The organism is Niallia sp. WK069_GA_01, assembly GCF_983173855.1.
On sequence record NZ_OZ470138.1, the window covers coordinates 4,443,855 to 4,462,342 of the forward strand.

Consider the following 18,488-nt stretch of genomic DNA (forward strand, 5'->3'; position numbering starts at 1 on the left):
AACTAATCGATGCCTACCACTAAACGTTCATTGAAAAATCATCTACTCTTTACTTCGACAATTTTTGCCTATTTTTAAGGGAATTTCTTTTTTATTTTCATTAAATCAATATTTTGTCACAATTCTACACTTCTTTTCTCTGAAAAAAACAAAGAAGAGAATGTTTCTAAAACACCCTCATTGTATTAAAATAATAATAATCTTTCTATTATTTCTAGCATTCTTAGAAAGTCAGAATACCTCAAGCTGTCTTAATCAGGCTATAATGAAGTATTGCAGTAAAAGGCATCTTCATGATTTTCTCCATAATTTATTTTCTATTTTCTCTTGATATCTTCGAAAGGAAGCAGAATGAGAAGCCCCTCTTTTTTCTTGCATCATTTTATTAAATCGCAGTAATTTTTCGTTATATTTTTTTTGAAGTTCTTTTTTCTTTTCCGTATCACAGCAAGATTTTATTAAATCCTCCATTGTTAACAATTCCTGCTTTATTTGATTTTCTTCAGGACAGAATCCTGCATTTTTTAACACTCTATATGCCATTCGAAGTTCTTCTGGAACTGCTGCCAAATCATCTTTAGGTAACGGTTTTCCAAAACCAGGTAAGTTTTTAAATTCTCCATTTTTATACGCTTTTTTTATTTTATCTTCTGAAATCAGCGAAGAAAAATCCATTATATACCTCCTAAGCCTTTTCTTCATCTTATCAAAATTGTATCAATACATACAGCTGGATTTCCCTATCCTTAAAATAGGCACTCTCCATGAGTTCGGTGAAGGTTGCACTTTCGCTTTCCCGCGGGATCTTCGTGTATTCTTGCTGCTTCCTGCTTCCACATAACAAGAGACTTCATCCCCCATGTTGCATGAGTGTTACCTTAAAAGAAGTATAGAAATACACCTTTTCAGACAATATAAACAGAAAAGAAAGGGGGTTGTACAATGGCGCGCGGAAAAGATTTTGAACATAAAAAAAAGCATCACCCAGGTCCTCTTCCTGAAGATACACGTTTGCATACACATGCTGAAGATGCACCGGAAGATGAAGAATTTATTGTTACGCAAGAGGCTTTTAAAAATCGTGTGGAGGGTGAAGAGGAATAACCTTCTTCTTCTTTTAGACTTGAGACACGATTTAATAATAAGAAAACATTGCTGTTATGGACAAGTTGATCTTCGTTTCAGGATACTGGATGCTCTTTTGTGGAAAGCTATATGCTTCAGGCCGTATTTGTTTATAACAACAATCCATAGGTAGTAAAAAGAGCAAATGATTATTTCACATCATCTGCTCTTTTTCTTATTAATCGAATTTTATTCCTTTTAATGCTTCTGCAAGCGCGTTATTGATTGGCTCAGATTCTTTATCTTGTTGTTTTAAATATTTCTGGACGCTGCGTTTATCTACTTTTCCACGACCTTCTTTTTTACGTCGAGCCTCAAAAGCAGATAGTTTTTCGCGATATCCACATTTACATGTGAAGATTTGGCCCTGCCCTTCACCGCGAAGTTCCATTTTCTTTTTACATTGAGGACAACGTGCATTCGTTACACGGGCTACATTCTTTCGATGGCCGCATTCACGATCTTGGCACACAAGCATTTTCCCTTTTTTGCTATTCACTTCTAGCATTGGTTTTCCACAATCAGGACAAGACTTTGTAGAAATATTATCGTGTTTATATTTTTTATCGCTTGCTTTAATGCCTGCCACAATTTCTTTTGTATGTTCTTTCATTTCATTGATAAATACATTTTTGTTCAGTTTGCCTTTCGCAATTAGTTCCAGCTTTTGTTCCCATTCAGCTGTTGTTTCTGGAGATCTCAATTTTTCTGGTACTAAATCGAGCAGCTGACGTCCTTTAGAAGTGATAGAAATTTCCTTGCCGCCCCGTTTTTCGATTAAAAATGAATTAAATAATTTATCAATGATATCAGCTCGGGTTGCAACTGTGCCAAGTCCTCCAGTCGATTTTAACGTGTCCACAAGCTTTTTATCCTTTGTTTCCATATATTTTGCTGGATTTTCCATTGCGGATAGTAATGTAGCCTCTGTAAAGCGTGCAGGAGGTTTTGTTTGGCCAGATGTTTGAATGATTAATTTGGTTGGCAGCACATCTCCTTTTTCCATACGAGGCAATAACTGTTCTTTTACATCATCCGTTGTGTCTTCCTCATCAAAACGATTATCATATACTTCTTTCCAGCCCGCATTTATGACTGATTTACCTTTGGCAATAAATTTCTCCGCTCCTATTGTCGCTTGGACTGTTAATTGCTCATATTCAAAAGCAGGGAATAATACAGCTAAGAAACGTTTTACGACAAGATCATAAATTTTTCGTTCCTTATCTGTGAAAGCTGAGAAATTCACATAGCCTTCTGTAGGAATAATTGCATGATGATCGCTTACCTTACTATTATCTACAAAAGCTTTTGTTGCTTTAATTGGCTTCTTTAGTATTTTATAAGCAAGTGAACGATATTCTCCAGCACCACATGCTTTTAAACGTTCAGGAATTGTACCAACGATGTCCGTAGACAGAAAACGTGAGTCTGTACGAGGATAGGTTAATACTTTATGCTGCTCGTATAGCTTTTGCATAATATTTAGTGTTTCTTTTGCTGAATAACCAAAGATTTTATTGGCATCACGTTGTAGTTCTGTTAAATCATATAGAGCTGGTGAAAATGTTTTCTTTGCTTTACGATCAATAGAAACAACCGTCGCATCTTTACGTCCAAGTGATGTAAGGATTGTGTCGATTTTCTCTTTATTAAAGTTGCGATTATTGCCTTTCGCATCTTGCCACGTTAATTTAAGTCCATCTGTTTGCGCTTCAATGCCATAAAATGTTTGAGCTTTAAACGTTTTTATCTCTTCTTCTCGTGCTGCAATCATCGCAACAGTAGGAGTCTGAACTCGTCCACAGTTTAGCTGAGCATTAAATTTTGTTGTTAATGCTCGAGTGGCATTTAAGCCAATATACCAGTCTGCCTCCGAACGCGCTACTGCTGAAGCATATAAGTTTTCATACGCTTTGCCAGGCTTTAAGTTATTGAATCCATCTTTAATGGCTTTATCGGTTACAGAGGAAATCCATAAACGTTTGATCGGTTTACTAACTTTTGATTTATCAATAATCCAGCGTGCAACTAACTCGCCTTCTCTTCCTGCATCTGTAGCCACAATGATTTCATTTACATCATTACGATTTAACTGTGCTTTTACCGCATGAAACTGCTTTCCAGTTTGTTTCATAACAACTAACTTCATTCTTTCCGGAAGCATAGGAAGATCTTGCAAATTCCAAGTTTTATATTTATTATCATAAACTTCAGGGTCTGCTAAGGTAACCAAATGCCCTAGTGCCCATGTGACGATATATTTGTTTCCTTCTAAAAATCCATTTCCCTTCTTCGTGCACTTTAATACATTTGCAATATCACGTGCAACGGAAGGCTTCTCCGCAATAACTACACTTTTTGCCATTTATTCGAACTCCTTTATTCATTCATACCTTCTAATATAACATAGTTTCCATATAGAAATTACTTATACCATACCTATTTAACGGTCAAAAAAAGTTAGATCCCTACTACCATTTAACGTAGAAGGATCTAACTTTTTCATTACTATTTGTTTCCTTAAATCAGGGAAAGGCATCCATCGGTTTATCTAAACTCTTTGTAGTTCCGCTCTTTCCTCAACAGATTAATGGGAAATCCGATCAACATGGGCCAAATGTTTTTTACCTGTAGCAACTACTAACATTGCGAATAAAACAAAGATGGCTCCTGTTATAAATGGAATATGCGGAGAATATGTTTCTGCCAATTTATTAGCTAGCCAGGGACCAATTGCTCCTCCTATAAAACGAACAAAGCTGTATGCAGCAGATGCGGTTGCTCGTTCAACGGGAGCTACTTCCATAACAGCTGTTGTAATTAACGTATTATTTGTACCTAAAAACAAACCTGCAGCGATAACAGAGATGATAATTACTTCTTTGCTTTCCGTCCATATTCCCATTGTTAATAAAGTCAGGGCAAATAGCACAAGCATTACACACATCGATTTGATAGTACCAAAGCTATCTTGAAGTCTTGGCGCAATAAAAACAGAGGTAATAGCTAGGCATAAGCCCCACCCTAAAAATACAAATCCCAGCCCATGTTCATTTAATCCCATTACAAATGGGGAATACGCCATTAAGGTGAAGAAACCGATATTATATAAAAAGGCAGTTAACCCTAACCGAAATAATCCAGGAAATTTCAGTGCTTTAATCGGATCCAATAAAGAGCTTTTTACCTTTGGTTTTGGCAGCTTCGGCATTTTTATCAATAAAGCGAAAAAAGCAACCATCATGAGAATGCTAACACCAAAAAAAGGACCTCTCCATGAAATAGATCCTAACTCTCCTCCAAGAAGTGGACCAACTGAGATGCCTAAACCTATCGCTGCTTCATATAAGATAATGGCTTTTGCTGTTCCGCCTATTGATAAGCCAACGATAGCCGATAAGGCCGTTGCAATAAATAAAGCATTGCCTAATCCCCAGCCGCCACGAAATCCGACAATTTGCCAAATTCCATTAGAGGATCCTGCAAAAGCAGCAAATATTATTGTAAATAAAATACCCGTCAACAGTGTCCATTTTATTCCAATCCTACTGGAGACTACACCAGTTATAAGCATAGCAAGACCAGTAATTAAATTATAGCTGGAAAATAATAAGGAAACTTGACTCGGTGTTGCATCAAGCTTTGCAGCTATCGCCGGCAAAATAGGATCCACCAATCCTAATCCCATAAACGATATAATCGCTGCAAAAAAAATAACCCAAACAACCAGTGGCTGTTTAGCTGATTTATGTTGAGAATGTATTGTGTTTGTAGACATATTGAAAAAGCCTCCTTGCTTTTATCATCATTCTTTAAAAAACGTTCTTGTTTTATTATAGAAATAAATAACGTTTACGTCAACGTTAACTTTTGGATATTAGAAAAAACATGATGTATAAACAAGCACATTCTGTTTCTTCATAATTTTTGTTCACAGTACCTTTTCCCGTTGACTTGCTCTTTTAGCCTGCTTATGACAAAGTTATAGTATAAACGCATGTGTACAATTATGTTTTATTTTTTTTAATGGAGATTTATTCAGCTGCTTCCATTATTTTTTATTTAACTTAAAGGAGCATCATAAAATGAAGGAACTAAAAATTGATGATGTCGCAAAAAAAAGTGGTCTTACGAAGCGGGCCATTCGTTACTATGAACAAATAGGGCTGCTTCCTTCACCGCCAAGAAGTGATGGCGGCATTCGCCTCTATTCCGAGGAGCATGTTGCATTTTTAGAAAAAATTACAAATGCAAAAGAAGTGTTAGGTTTTTCTTTGCAGGAATTACAAGAATATATCGCCTTAACCGATGCATTAGAAATGCAAAAATCAGATTATCGACAGTTCAAGGGGACAAGCCTACAAAAAGAAAAACTTGAAAAAATTCTAGCAACAACTCTTGAGCAATTGAAATTAATTGCCCAAAAGAAGGAGAATATTTCAAAAGTGGAAAATGACTTACTTTCGTTAAAAGAGCGGGCGGAAGCAGCACTGCAAAAGTATCCGGATAATCGTTGAATTCTACTGTCTATTTAGATAAGCAAGCGGGTAAAAAAACGAGTAATCAAAATCCTCGCTGAAGGATAGTCGTTATCGACAGTTTGGATTTGATTACTCCTTCTTATTTTCCTATAAACTTTTTGTATAAATCATCTAGTTTCAGTTCTCTTGTACTTTTGACATGCCAATCTGCTTTTTGTAGATACTCTTCGTCTCCAACCCCAACAGAAAACATCTTTGTCTGCATAATGCCGCTTAATCCAGCTTCACCGTCTTCGATTGCTGCACAGTTTCTATATTCAACGCCCAATTTGTCAGCAGCTGTTAAAAAAATCTCTGGGTCTGGTTTTCCCTTTTTTAAGGAATGGGGATCAACAATACAAGAAAACCACTCCCTTACACCAAATCGTTCTAATAAAAAGGGAGCATTGGAACTAGAAGATGCAATCGCTAACTTTATTCCTGCCCCTTTTAACTCTGCAAGAAATGCTTTCATTTCTGGAAGCATGTGACTTTCATCTAAATCAGCAATTAATTCTCTGTAATAATCACCTTTTTTATTTCCCAATAGTTTTTTATCCTCTTCGGACAAAGACAAATTGCTTCTTGAAACGAGCTCATTTATTAGAACCGTTCGCGGAATTCCTTGAAAACGCAAATTATCTTCTTGAGAAAAGGAAACATTCAATTCGTCAGCAATTCTTTTCGTTGCCTCATAATAAAAAGAAACAGTGTCTGCAATCACTCCATCAAAATCAAAAATAACCGCTTCTAATTCTCTACTCATCATTTCCTCCTAAGACTGTATATTGATTTCATTATAACAAATTCCAGAAACGAAAATGTTAATAGCCTATTAGTTTATTTCTCCATCCAAAAAAGCTACAATAAAAAGTAGTATTATAATAATAGGATAATAATAACAATACATAGAGGGATATTATTATTACCTCAAGTAAAGGAGATTTAAAATGAGTACATTCCAACAGAATCTTGAAAAATATGCTGATCTTGCTGTAAAAGTTGGCGTTAACATCCAAAAAGGTCAAACACTTGTTATTAACACTTCGATTGACGCAGCAGAATTCGTACGCATCATTGTAAAAAAAGCATATGAGGCTGGCGCAAATAATGTAGTTGTCAATTGGGCAGATGATGTTGTTACTAGAACTAAATACGAACTAGCACCAGCTGAATCCTTTTTAGAATATCCAAAATGGAGAGCAAAAGAAACCGAGGAATTAGCTGAAAATGGCGCTGCATTTATGTCTGTACTAGCTTCTAGCCCTGATTTATTAAAAGGCGTTTCCTCTGAAAAAATCGGAAACTTTCAAAAAGCATCTGGAAAAGCTTTAACAACATTCCGCAAATATATTCAGTCAGATAAAGTCAGCTGGACTGTTATTGGAGCAGCCTCTCAAGAGTGGGCAAACAAAGTATTCCCAGATGCCCCAGCGGAAAAACGGGTAGAATTACTTTGGGACGCTATTTTTAAAGCATCTCGTGTTGATACGGAAAATCCAGTGGATGCATGGGCAGCACATGACAAAACATTGCATGAAAAGGTAGATTATTTAAATAAAAAAGCATATAAAAAACTTCACTACCGTGCCCCTGGAACTGATTTGACCATTGAACTTCCTGAAAAGCATCTATGGTGTGGTGCAGGTAGCATTAACGAAAACGGGTTAGAATTTATGGCAAATATGCCAACAGAAGAAGTGTTTACAGTTCCTCATAAAGCTGGAGTAAACGGCACTGTCTCTAGTACAAAACCATTAAGCTATGGCGGGAATATTATTGATGATTTTTCCGTTACCTTCAAAGATGGACGTATTGTAGATGTCAAAGCGAAAGAAGGGGAGGAAATTCTTCGTCAATTAGTAGAAACAGATGAGGGTTCCCATTACTTAGGAGAAGTAGCGCTTGTACCACACCGTTCACCAATTTCTCAATCAAACATCTTGTATTATAATACATTATTTGACGAGAATGCTTCTAACCATCTAGCAATTGGAAGCGCCTATGCATTCTGTATTGAAGGCGGCAAAAAAATGTCCAGTGAAGAATTGGCTGAACATGGATTAAATGAGAGTATTACTCATGTTGACTTTATGATAGGCTCCAACAAAATGGACATCGATGGAATCACGGCAGATGGCAGTGTGGAACCAATCTTTAAAAGTGGGGATTGGGCGTTTTGATTACGTCACAGTGACGACCCGAATATTCTCTAAATTTGTCGAAAATTAGATTAGATATTAAAAATAAACTACCTTGAAAAAATCTTTGGCTCGCTCAAATAGTCCGCAGCCGGAATACACTTCGCTTTCCATGGGGCGGGCGCCGAGACTCCTCGGAGCTTTGCTCCTGCGGGGTCTCGCCTGTCCCGCAATTCCCATAGGAGTCTTCGTGTATTACGGCTGCTCCTTCTAAAAAGAGGGAAATCTGCTTCATTTCATGTACCATGTTGTGAATCACTATAAGCAAGAGTGTTCTTTTTTAAAATATCGACCTATTTTTTTCTTAATTCGACTGTTTCGATCAATTCTGCATGATTAATATCCATTTTTAGCTCATATTTTCCTGCATGATAGGTGGCTATTGCTCCTTTATCCTTCTTGTTAACAATAAGATCTGGTTCTCCCAAAGCTTCTCTCACATTATCCATTGTCTCTTTCAATCGGGTACCTGGAATTTCAATTGCTGTAACGAGTTCGTTATTTTTATCATAATGGTACGTTACTTCTGGAAATATTAAAGCAATCGTGTCTTTATCTACTTCTTTTTGTATATAATTTTCATTTGATTTTTTGATTTCATTACTAGTTGTTCCGATAGGATATTGACTGCCAATCAGCATCCCCTCTTTGGCTTTGCTCATTACAGAAGATCCTATCGATAAATTTTTAAAGGGATAATAAGCCTCTTTTTCCACCCAGTTTTCTATCGCTCTATTATCTTGCACAATCGTATTGTCTAGCATTTCTAAGTTCATCTCTTTCGCGTTCAATATCCATGTCGTAATCTCAAATACTTTTTTATCTCTTTCGGTAACAGTTTGCAAATAATTTTGTTCAATATTTTTTATCCTATTTTTATAAATAGATAAACCCGATTCCTTAATATACATTAATTTTCCGTTCTTTATCGTATACATATACAGCCTTGTTTCATCTGGAGCTGTTTGTTGTAGAATCGCAGCTATTGTGTGCTTATTCACATAAAATGTATCATTGTTTTTATTCATTAAATTAAAAACAAAATAATCTTCCATCTCAACTGTTTGTTTATAAGCAAATACATTGTCTTTTTCATTTGCCAAATAGAAAGAAAATTTTCCTTCTAAAATAGGATCCTCTTCATTGCCGAGTGTATTGGCTTCTTTTAATGTATACTTTTTCTCTTGATCTGCAACTAAATAAGCTGCATACTCTTTATTGCCTTCTTTTAAATCCCATTCGTAAAGGGCATTTTCTCTCACCCAATTTACATCTCTTTTTTCTTCTGTTTGTTTACTAACTTTATTAATTTCTAAATCTTTTTGCTTCTCATTTTTATTAATCGTATTTATAATCATGACCGTTAAGCCCAATACTACTAAACATATATATATATAAGGTTTCATTATATTCTCCTGATAATTTTACAGTTTTATTACTTTCATGTTACTAACTATTTAATAATAGTAACAAAAGGAACCTCGTACTACAAATCTAGCTTTTTCCAATTCTTCTTATATCAACCTAATTTGCTTAAAGATAGGGAGAATTAATTCATTTTTCTTTTGAAAATACAACCCTTTTTACTTGCGTTATTCATTTCTAGAACGATACTATTTTAATAGATACACATTCCTATTCCATTACTTTTAGCTTGTTTAAAGGAGGTAACTACATGGTTCAATATCATATTCTTGTTTCTGGTAGAGTACAAGGCGTTGGTTTTCGTTATTTTGTTCAGATGGAGGCACTCTCCAAGCATATTACAGGCTGGGTAAAAAATTTAAACAACGGTTCTGTAGAAATAATGGCTGTTCAATCTAAACAAATTTTGACTACCTTTATAGAAGATTTGAAAAAAGGCAATCACTTTGCGGCTGTTCATCAAATAGATCTAACAGAACAACAGCCTTTAGAATCATTTTCTTCCTTTAATATTGTGTACTAGCTTCCTTTATTATGTTTATTCTCTTTCCTTCCGCATTAGTTATCAAAAAGAAGAGTATATAAAAACAACATGAATCATTATGTTCCTTTATAAACATTAGGAATGGGTTTACTATTTTTTTTACTATTGTTACTATATAAATCAATATAAAATTTTACAGAAAAGATGAATTGCTCATTATTTTTATTTTCATGATAAGAAAACAAGCAGTAATTCAACTTAGATACATTTTAGGAGGACTGTAGTATGTGGAATGAATTTAAAAAATTTGCCATGAGAGGAAATGTAGTCGATTTAGCTGTTGGGGTCATCATTGGAAGTGCCTTCAGTAAAATCGTCAGTTCTCTAGTAAAAGATGTTATTACACCGCTAATTGGCATTCTTATTGGAGGATTAGATTTCTCTAACCTTTCCTTTAACTATAAAGAAGCTGATATCATGTATGGACTATTTATCCAGTCGATTTTCGATTTCTTCATTATCGCTTTTTCCATTTTTATGGTAATTAAAGTACTAAGCAGATTTAAGAAAAAAGAAGAAGTCAAAAAAGAAGAAACAAAGAAAACGGACTCAAAAGAAGAACTTCTTATGGAAATTCGTGATTTATTAAAAGGCGATGTTGTACGCGAAAAATAATAGATAAAAATGAAACTATTTTATCCTTGTCACGTAAATCCTTTAAAGTAACTTTATAATGGAGGAAAAGAAATGTACGCATATAGTACAAAAAATGAACAAATGCCATCTGTTTTAAGAGCCTTTGCTGTTTCACTGGGAATCGCTTTTGTTGGAACAATGCTAGGGAATTACATCCCAGCATCCTTATTTTTACCGTTAGCTATTTTGGAATTTGTCATGCTGATTATTGCATTTTTTGTAAGAAAAGGTAAATCATTATCATACACATTTTTGTACGCATTCACTTTTATATCAGGTATTACAACGTATCCAATAGTCGCTCATTATGTTTCTGCAATTGGAGCAAATATCGTGATAATGGCATTGGGAACAACGACCGTCATATTTGCCGGATTAGCGGTTTATGCAACTACTACTAAACGTGACTTTTCTTTTTTAGGCGGCATGCTCATGGCTGCATTGCTTGCGCTAGTTGCCATTTCGATTTTTCATTTAATTTGGCCATTAAGTTCTACCGCAATGCTTGCATTTTCCTTTATCGGGGTTTTAGTATTCAGCGGTTTTGTTATCTTTGATTTCAATCGCATGAAGCATCATGGTGTTTCAGCAGAACAAGTTCCATTAATGGCTTTAAATTTATATTTAAATTTCATTAACCTATTTATTAGCATTCTTCGTATCTTTGGTATTTTATCAAGCAAAGATTAAAGCTAGAACGAGAGAACATAGAAGCTGCCTATTCGTCATTTGATTAATAGGCAGCTTTTTTTTACTCTAATTAAAGCCATAGACTGCCTAACTTAGTGCTCCATACACTTGCAAAAATAAACGCATTCCCTCTTTAATTTCCTTCTCGTTTAGAAACGAGTAGCTTAATCGTATATAAGGTATATTCGTTTCTAATGGATCACAAATCTTCCCTGGGACAAAGGATATCGACTTTTGTAATGCTTGTTGTTTGAAATGCTCCATGTCGATTTCTTGTGGAAGTTTTATCCATAAATTAAGTCCACCTTCCGGGCTGTCCCAACTAAAGTTTTGTGCCGCTAGCTCATTCTCCATCATTTCTTTTCTTATTTGCAAGGCAATACGAAGCTTTTCCATATGTGTCTGCACTCTTTCCGATGTTAAATAATAGAGAAAAGCCTTTTGGTTTAATAAAGGGGTTCCATTATCAGCCAACGCTTTTCCCTTTACTAACCATTTCATAATAATAGGATGTGCTAAAACGGCACAAATTCTTAATCCAGGAGCAATATATTTGCTAAAACTTCTTAAGTAGATAACATATCCTGCTGTATCATACGTAAAAACTGGCTGTGGTGGTCGTTTATAAAAATAAATTTCATGAAAGGAGTCATCCTCTATTATTAAGCATTGATACCTTTCAGCAAGTTCTACTAATTGTTTTCGCTGTTCTACAGGTACCGAATATCCTGTTGGATTGTGGAATGTAGGGTTCATATAAAATAATTTCGGTTTATATTTTCTCATTAGCATTTCTACCGTTTCCAATGAAAAGCCATTGTGACGTATGTCAACTGGTAAAAGCCTCGCTCCTCTATTCAAAAAAATATCAACCGCAGCACTATAGGTAGGACTATCGATCATTACATAATCATGTGACTGAACAAATACTTTTGCGACAATATCGATTCCCTGCTGTGCACCAGTTGTAACCATAATAGATTCTTCTGGAATATCAAAACCATAATAACGATAAAAATAGGTGGACATCGAATGTAACAATTCAGCATCTCCTTTTACTGGTGCGTAAGTTCCTAATAAATGAGGATAACGATCAAATATTTCCTTTACATGCTGTGATAAATATCTATTTGGCAATAACTTCGGGTCGATTAAAGCGGTAGAAAACATATACTTAACCGTTTCACTATGAATATCTGATAATTGGCTATTTTGTACATAGGAGTGTATTTTCGGTTGATTTAAATCACTAGCACTCTCTTCTCTTTTCTTATTTGTGTTTGTCACAAAATATCCCGATTTATCTTTTACAGAAACATATCCCTCTTCTTTTAATAACTGAAAAGCTTTGAGAACCGTCAATCTATGCACTCCTAATGAATCTGCAAGAATCCGTACAGACGGTAATTTGCTTCCAGCATCCCACTCGCCATTATGTATTCGCTGCACTACATAATCAAACACTTGATGATAAAGAAGCATTTTTGTCGAATTTGGCATTTCCCTCTGCCTCCCTCCATCTTTATTATCCATCAATTAATCGGTCATCTGGTCTATGGCTAATCATCTGGTCTGTTTATTCTACCGTAATATAGCTAATAGGAGGGGTTATGATGATTATTTTTTTGTATAGTGTTATGTGTTTTATTTTTGGAACAACCTTTTTGGCCATTAAGGTAGGAATTGACGCTGGATTTCCACCGTTTCTTTCTGCTGGTATTCGTTTTTTATTGGCGGGATGTATTATCTTTTTTTATTTTTATATAAAAAACCGCAGCATCTTATCTTTATTATTTCGCAAAGAATTAATTGTGACAGGTTTTTCCTTAACCTTTATTACGTTTGCTTCTCTCTATTGGGCAGAGCAATATGTAACTTCTGGCATTGCTGCCATTCTTTCTGCTACAGGACCTATGCTCATTATGCTTCTACAGAGTATCTTTTTAAAAACGCGTACAACGAAAATAAGTATGATTGGTATTTTTATCGGCTTCATTGGGGTCTTATTTTTATTTTTACCAGGTTTAACATTTGAGGTTAGTACACAATGGTTTGTTGGTTGTACAATTATTCTTTTCGGGGAAATAGGGTATGCTGCTGGAACGATCTATTCCACTAAAGTAATAGCGAAATTCCAGTCGCAATCGCCAATTGCTTTAAATGCTGTTCAGATGATTTATGGTGGTATATTTTTAATCATTATTGCGTTATTTGCCAATGAAAGTATTCCTGCTTTTTCGACAAAGGGTATTATTTCAATCATTTATTTAACCATTGCTGGCTCTATGCTCGGGCATACTATTTATTATTATCTTGTAGCGAAAACTAATTCATTTATTCCATCTACTTGGCTTTATGTCTCACCTATTATTGCATTATCCATTGGTCGTTTTTTTTATCATGAATTTTTCCATCCAATTATGCTGATTGGGGCATTTTTTATTCTTGCAAGCCTACTATTGATTAATTTACCGAAGATTACAGGTTTGGCCAGAAAGAAAGTGTTATCTGTCAAATAAGGTCGACAACTTTTCCTTATCTTCAAATTCAGACAATTATTTTCTAGGAAATTAAAAATCTTATCATTTCCTGGAAAATAATTATTTATTCGACAGGATGAAGCGGCAGGATTTTCTGCTAAAAACGAAGTATTTGTCATTTTTCCAGAATAAGTGCCAAAATGCTGTGCTAAGATGTAGCTTGTTTTTGTGGCTTTGGCTCGCTCAATTAGTCCGCAGCCGTTATACACTTCGTTTTCCATGGGGCTACTGTTTTTAGCCTCCTCGGAGCTTTGCTCTGCGGGATCAACCTGTCTCGCAATTCCCATAGGAGTTTTCGTGTATTTCGGCTGCTCCCTGCTTCAACTAATAAAAACTTAGGAAAACTACTTCTTTCCTTGTGCCATGGATGGCTGTTCCCGAGAATAGGCTTGGTAGTTAGCGGTTTTCACGAGGTGAATCGACCATAAAGTGTAGCATAGATTAGTTTTTTGGTGTTTTATACCGATTGGCTAATTCTACTGTTTCTTTTCTTCTTTTTTTACGCCCTTCAGCCCGATTTTCAGCTGTTTCATATAATCTAATTTCTTCTTCTGTCTCTGGAATAACTTCCGGGACGTTTGTTGGCTTTCCGTTCTCATCAATTGCAACCATTGTTAAAAAGGACAAGGCACATAGATTACATTCTCCTGTTAATAAATCTTCAGCTGTAACTTTCACAAATACTTCCATGGATGAAGTACCTGTATAAGTAACAAACGCTTCTAAGCAGACTGAATTCCCTTCGTAAATCGGATGGAGAAAATCGACGGAATCAGTTGAAGCAGTTACGATATTTCTTCGGGCATGACGCATTGCTGCAACAGCAGCCGTATCATCAATATAAGCCATTAATTTCCCGCCAAATAATGTTCCATACGTATTTGTATCTGTTGGAAATACTATACTTGTTTTAATAACAAGTGATTCTTTACAATGTTTAGACGTTTTCATATTTCCTCCTTAGCCTTCATAATGGAGTGGTATTAATCTATTGTTCCAATAAAAAACAAGTATCATACTTGCTCCATTATTATATGTTAAGAATAGAAGATGCGTCTATCTTGTATATGTCATAAATTAAGGTTGTTATCTAAATGTTTATTATTGGATGTTGGCATAGCACTTAGACTTATATGGGAACGCGGGATAAGCGAGATTAGGAGACTCGGATCTCAGCGAAGTATGAATGCTACGATTTAAAAGCAAAAAATTCTACCCTTAATTACCGAAAAAAAGAATTTCTTTTTTTCGCTTTTAATAAATCTCCCATCCATCCTTTTGATTTTAAATACAAATAAACGATGATGGTAGAAAAGACGATAATGAAAAGAGAAAAAGGATATCCTAATTTCCATTTTAGCTCAGGCATCCTATCAAAATTCATGCCCCATAATGCTCCCCATGCCATAATTGGCGTGCATAACGTTGTCAGTACAGTGAGTGTTTTCATTATTTCATTTCCTCGGTGCTGAGATACTACTTCTTCAAAATGAACCAAATTAGTTAATTCCTTATCATATTCTTCTACTAAGGTTAATCCTCTTTCAATTCTTTTTCCAATTCTTTTAAATTCTTTTCCCTCTAATACACTTTCTCCAAATGCTTCTTCCATCGCAAACTTAAGCTCTAAAAATGGCATCATGACATTTTTCCAAATTAAGATTTCGTGTCGAGACTGGTAGACTTTTTCTAGTGTTTTAATACTATTATTCTCTTTAACCTCCCAGATTAGTTCATCCAGCCGATCTTCATATGCATCAATATGATACAAAATCTCTGTCATAACCGAACCTAAAATAATCATAAATCCTTCTATTGGTGAGGAAGCCCGCTTTATTTCATGGTGGATATCCATATGTCTATTTAGATGAAGAGTGTCATCTTTAAAATCTAAGGTAATTAAACACTCGTTCGTTAAGAAAAAGTGAAAAAGCTCGTAATCTTCCCTACTATCTATTTCTCGATGATAAATAAGGGAGCCGCTTAGAACCTCTTTTCCTTCATTCTCTGTCTTCATTTGCAAATAATTTTTATTTTTCTCCTTTATTGTTCGGCTCCAGGTTCTTATCGGATTCATATATTTTGAGTGTATTAAATCGATCTCTTCCTGCTCTTTTAGCAGAAACCATTCCCAATCATTTATATCGTATTTTTGCACAAAGTTCACCCCTGCATATTTTCTTTCTATACTTAGTATTCCCCTTCAGCAGTCAGTACAAACAACTAAAACCCCATCATTATGCCTAGTTTCTTTCAAAATATTTTGGGTAAATAATAAAGGAGGTTATCTATTTAAGGAGGGAAATAGTTATGCATATGAAAAAAGGTTCTGTTCGAACTTTCGCTTTAGTAGGTGCTGGAATTGGCAGTTTATTTATTTTCTCCACAAAAGGTAAAGAACTCATGCAACTGATAAAAAACACTTTTTTATCTGCTGATAAAGAACATTTACTTAATAAAGCAGGAAACCCAGATCCAGAGGATATTGGTGATAATAATATGGTAAATGAAGGGGCTATGTATTCCGTTTCCTACTATAATAAAAAAACAGAAGAACAGTGATAGATAAATAGAAAATAATTGTCCTGTAGACTCTACCCTCATGTAAAGAAAACAGGTAGGGTCTAGTGGCAATCAAGTTTTTCGTTATTTATATAACGAAATCTATTCTTTTCTAAACAGTGACTAATTTATTTGCCATTTTTGGCTTTAATTTATCTTTTGCCCGTTTCATTCTTGTTTTTACAGTGGATAGGGGCGTTTGTGTTTTATAGCTTATTTCCACTAATGATTGATTATGATAATAAAACAACATAAGTGGCTCCGAATACATCTTCGGTAATTCATCTAATGTACCGATCATTTCTTCTTTTGCACATTGTTCCATCATGGATTCTTCAGGAGCTATAGAAACTGAAGAATCATTAACATGCACATACATATAGACAGACTCTTCCCAAAACTTCTTCGCCTTCTTTTCTTTTCGCCAATAATCTCTACATTTATTAAGGGCAATTTTATATAACCAGCCTCTTACTTTTTCATATTCTTCAAAAGAAGGAAAGGCAATATAAGCAGAAATTAATACTTCTTGATAAAGATCCTCTGCTAATTCTTTATGCTTTACTAAGGAAAAAATATAATGGAAAATAGATTTTCCGTATTCATTAATTGCTTGTTCAAAATAAATTTCTTTCATTTTTTCAATATTCTGTAGGGGGATCATCCTTCCCCTCCTTCCCCTTGTTTACAAGTCTTTATATAATAAACGAACCCCGCTCCTAAAACCCCTACACTTTTTTCAAAAATTTATAATATAAATAAGAAAATCTACTGCACTCGATTAACGGGGTTCAGCCAAACGGAAAAACCAATTTTTTTGCAAATGGTCATATAATGTAATAACGCCAAAATGACTGCACCTAAGTTCATACCAATCGCTATACCGCCCATTTGCAGCTGACTTAATGATCCCAGATAATAGATGGCCGTATAAGAAATTACTGTGGACCAAACCGTATGAAATACAGCATCTTTTAATAAACCAAACCCTATTAGAAAAGCTTGCATTGGAATGATAAAATAGTGTAATAAAAAATATGGCCATAATAATTGCACCATAACGGCCGCGTTAGATGAATGAAAAAAAGTAAACGTTAATGGCTCTGCATAAAAATAAAAAATACTTATCGCTATTACACCGTAAACAATGGTAATAAACACAACCTGCTGTAAAAGCTTCTGCAGCTTCTGATAATTTTTGTTGGCATATGCTTTTGATACAGTTGGGATAAGCATGGTCATGAAAGAATGAGCAATAAAAGAAGGGAAAAAACCAATTGTCAAAGCAATTCCAGCCAACATCCCAAACTGTTCGGTTGCATTAGCTGCTGAAATCCCTGATGCGACAAGTGCTCCTTTTATTAAAAATGGCTGGATGGCATGTGTTAATGCATGAAATATTCTTAAACCAGTTGTTGGTACAGAAACCGAAAGCAAGTCTTTCCAAATAACCTTCGCTCCCAGTTCTTCGTTCGTTCCTTTTTTGATACGTTGGTATTGAATAAAAAACATATGCATTAAGTAAAGAAATACAACAATATCACTGCCGACAATCGTACAAAAGGCAATCAATACAGAGGTATTTAAATCAAAGGAAAACCATTGAAATAAAAATACTAACATGCCCAACTGAACAATTTTTCGCAGAAAATTAGAAACTGCAATTTTCCCCATTTGTTGCTTTCCCATAAAGAATCCTCTTGCAATACTCGTGAAAGAGATAATTGGCAACAGCAATAAAACTAGCCATCTCAAAATAGGATGATAGGATTGGAATATCGGAACTAACGGAATCACGATAGCTGCAATAATCGTTAAAACAATCGTAAAAATAATGGTCCATTTTATGACCTGCTGCAGCATGCTTTGATGATATTTCGCGTCTCTTTCCGCAATAAATTTGGAAATAGAAATAGGCAATTCAAAGCTTGCTAATAAAACAATTAAAAAAATCGTTGGCAACACAGTCATAAATAACCCTAATCCCTTTTCCCCTAACTCTCTTGCCATGACCATATTAATTAAAAATTCAATGCACTCACCAAAAAATGCCGTTACAATCAACAAAAAAGTTCCTTTATAAAATGAGCTCATCGATTTCTCCTTCGTCTATCCCTTTTCCACATATATTTTGTAAAAAGAGACCAGTTTTTCATTCGCTTTTTACCATCTATATGAGACAAGTTCTAAAAATATATTTATATTTTTAGATAGACAAAGAGAAGTAGTTAATCAAACGTTT

At 34.9% G+C, this 18,488-nt stretch carries 18 protein-coding genes; 8 read left to right on the forward strand and 10 right to left on the reverse strand.

The genetic code is table 11. From position 1 onward, the window contains the following. Positions 1–291 precede the first annotated feature (291 nt). Positions 292–675, reverse strand: a complete 384-nt coding sequence (locus AC5LWL_RS20760) for a DnaJ family domain-containing protein (RefSeq protein WP_493436073.1) — start codon at positions 673–675, stop codon at positions 292–294. A 267-nt stretch (positions 676–942) separates the two neighbouring features. On the opposite strand from AC5LWL_RS20760, the gene AC5LWL_RS20765 reads away from it, so the two are divergent. Further along, positions 943–1,104 (forward strand): hypothetical protein, encoded by a 162-nt coding sequence (locus AC5LWL_RS20765; protein WP_493436074.1) that lies wholly within the window; start codon positions 943–945, stop codon positions 1,102–1,104. A gap of 199 nt (positions 1,105–1,303) precedes the next feature. Here the strand turns inward: AC5LWL_RS20765 and AC5LWL_RS20770 are convergent, their stop codons facing one another. Beyond that, positions 1,304–3,493 (reverse strand): DNA topoisomerase III, encoded by a 2,190-nt coding sequence (locus AC5LWL_RS20770; RefSeq protein WP_493436075.1) that lies wholly within the window; start codon positions 3,491–3,493, stop codon positions 1,304–1,306. A gap of 222 nt (positions 3,494–3,715) precedes the next feature. Further along, on the reverse strand, positions 3,716–4,906 hold the full coding sequence (locus tag AC5LWL_RS20775; RefSeq protein WP_493436076.1) for an MFS transporter: 1,191 nt from the start codon (positions 4,904–4,906) through the stop codon (positions 3,716–3,718). Positions 4,907–5,213: 307 nt separating this feature from the next. On the opposite strand from AC5LWL_RS20775, the gene AC5LWL_RS20780 reads away from it, so the two are divergent. Then, complete coding sequence (locus AC5LWL_RS20780) at positions 5,214–5,645, forward strand: MerR family transcriptional regulator (RefSeq protein WP_493436077.1); 432 nt, start codon at positions 5,214–5,216, stop codon at positions 5,643–5,645. 103 nt (positions 5,646–5,748) lie between these two features. Here AC5LWL_RS20780 and pgmB read toward each other — a convergent pair whose 3' ends face one another. Then, positions 5,749–6,414 (reverse strand): beta-phosphoglucomutase, encoded by a 666-nt coding sequence (pgmB, locus tag AC5LWL_RS20785; protein ID WP_493436078.1) that lies wholly within the window; start codon positions 6,412–6,414, stop codon positions 5,749–5,751. A 184-nt stretch (positions 6,415–6,598) separates the two neighbouring features. Here pgmB and AC5LWL_RS20790 point away from each other — a divergent pair, with 184 nt between their 5' ends. Then, positions 6,599–7,831, forward strand: coding sequence for an aminopeptidase (locus tag AC5LWL_RS20790; protein WP_493436079.1), 1,233 nt, complete (start codon positions 6,599–6,601; stop codon positions 7,829–7,831). A 311-nt stretch (positions 7,832–8,142) separates the two neighbouring features. Here the strand turns inward: AC5LWL_RS20790 and AC5LWL_RS20795 are convergent, their stop codons facing one another. Then, a complete protein-coding gene (locus AC5LWL_RS20795) occupies positions 8,143–9,255 on the reverse strand; it encodes a DUF4309 domain-containing protein (RefSeq protein WP_493436080.1) in 1,113 nt (370 codons plus the stop codon). A 269-nt stretch (positions 9,256–9,524) separates the two neighbouring features. Here AC5LWL_RS20795 and AC5LWL_RS20800 point away from each other — a divergent pair, with 269 nt between their 5' ends. The 3 genes from AC5LWL_RS20800 (at position 9,525) to AC5LWL_RS20810 (ending at position 11,144) form a co-directional block, all read left to right on the forward strand. Continuing rightward, complete coding sequence (locus tag AC5LWL_RS20800) at positions 9,525–9,797, forward strand: acylphosphatase (RefSeq protein WP_493436081.1); 273 nt, start codon at positions 9,525–9,527, stop codon at positions 9,795–9,797. 246 nt (positions 9,798–10,043) lie between these two features. After that, positions 10,044–10,433, forward strand: coding sequence for a large conductance mechanosensitive channel protein MscL (gene mscL / locus AC5LWL_RS20805; RefSeq protein WP_493436082.1), 390 nt, complete (start codon positions 10,044–10,046; stop codon positions 10,431–10,433). 72 nt (positions 10,434–10,505) lie between these two features. Further along, on the forward strand, positions 10,506–11,144 hold the full coding sequence (locus tag AC5LWL_RS20810; RefSeq protein ID WP_493436083.1) for a Bax inhibitor-1/YccA family protein: 639 nt from the start codon (positions 10,506–10,508) through the stop codon (positions 11,142–11,144). Between the two features lie 87 nt (positions 11,145–11,231). On the opposite strand, the gene AC5LWL_RS20815 is transcribed toward AC5LWL_RS20810, so the two are convergent. After that, complete coding sequence (locus tag AC5LWL_RS20815) at positions 11,232–12,644, reverse strand: aminotransferase-like domain-containing protein (RefSeq protein WP_493436084.1); 1,413 nt, start codon at positions 12,642–12,644, stop codon at positions 11,232–11,234. 110 nt (positions 12,645–12,754) lie between these two features. Between AC5LWL_RS20815 and AC5LWL_RS20820 the strand changes: the two genes are divergently transcribed. After that, the gene (locus AC5LWL_RS20820; RefSeq protein ID WP_493436085.1) at positions 12,755–13,663 is read left to right on the forward strand and encodes a DMT family transporter; all 909 of its coding nucleotides are present in this window, start codon (positions 12,755–12,757) and stop codon (positions 13,661–13,663) included. A 462-nt stretch (positions 13,664–14,125) separates the two neighbouring features. Here the strand turns inward: AC5LWL_RS20820 and AC5LWL_RS20825 are convergent, their stop codons facing one another. Beyond that, positions 14,126–14,635 carry an acyl-CoA thioesterase gene (locus AC5LWL_RS20825; protein WP_493436086.1) on the reverse strand — a complete coding sequence of 170 codons (510 nt, stop codon included), beginning with the start codon at positions 14,633–14,635 and terminating at the stop codon, positions 14,126–14,128. 271 nt (positions 14,636–14,906) lie between these two features. Further along, positions 14,907–15,842 (reverse strand): magnesium transporter CorA family protein, encoded by a 936-nt coding sequence (locus AC5LWL_RS20830; protein WP_493436087.1) that lies wholly within the window; start codon positions 15,840–15,842, stop codon positions 14,907–14,909. Between the two features lie 152 nt (positions 15,843–15,994). Here AC5LWL_RS20830 and AC5LWL_RS20835 point away from each other — a divergent pair, with 152 nt between their 5' ends. Continuing rightward, positions 15,995–16,246, forward strand: coding sequence for a YbyB family protein (locus AC5LWL_RS20835; protein WP_493436088.1), 252 nt, complete (start codon positions 15,995–15,997; stop codon positions 16,244–16,246). Positions 16,247–16,358: 112 nt separating this feature from the next. On the opposite strand, the gene AC5LWL_RS20840 is transcribed toward AC5LWL_RS20835, so the two are convergent. Both AC5LWL_RS20840 and AC5LWL_RS20845 read right to left on the reverse strand, forming a co-directional pair. Continuing rightward, a complete protein-coding gene (locus AC5LWL_RS20840; protein WP_493436089.1) occupies positions 16,359–16,910 on the reverse strand; it encodes an RNA polymerase sigma factor in 552 nt (183 codons plus the stop codon). A gap of 104 nt (positions 16,911–17,014) precedes the next feature. Next, the gene (locus AC5LWL_RS20845; RefSeq protein ID WP_493436090.1) at positions 17,015–18,340 is read right to left on the reverse strand and encodes a polysaccharide biosynthesis protein; all 1,326 of its coding nucleotides are present in this window, start codon (positions 18,338–18,340) and stop codon (positions 17,015–17,017) included. Between the last annotated feature and the right edge of the window lie 148 nt (positions 18,341–18,488).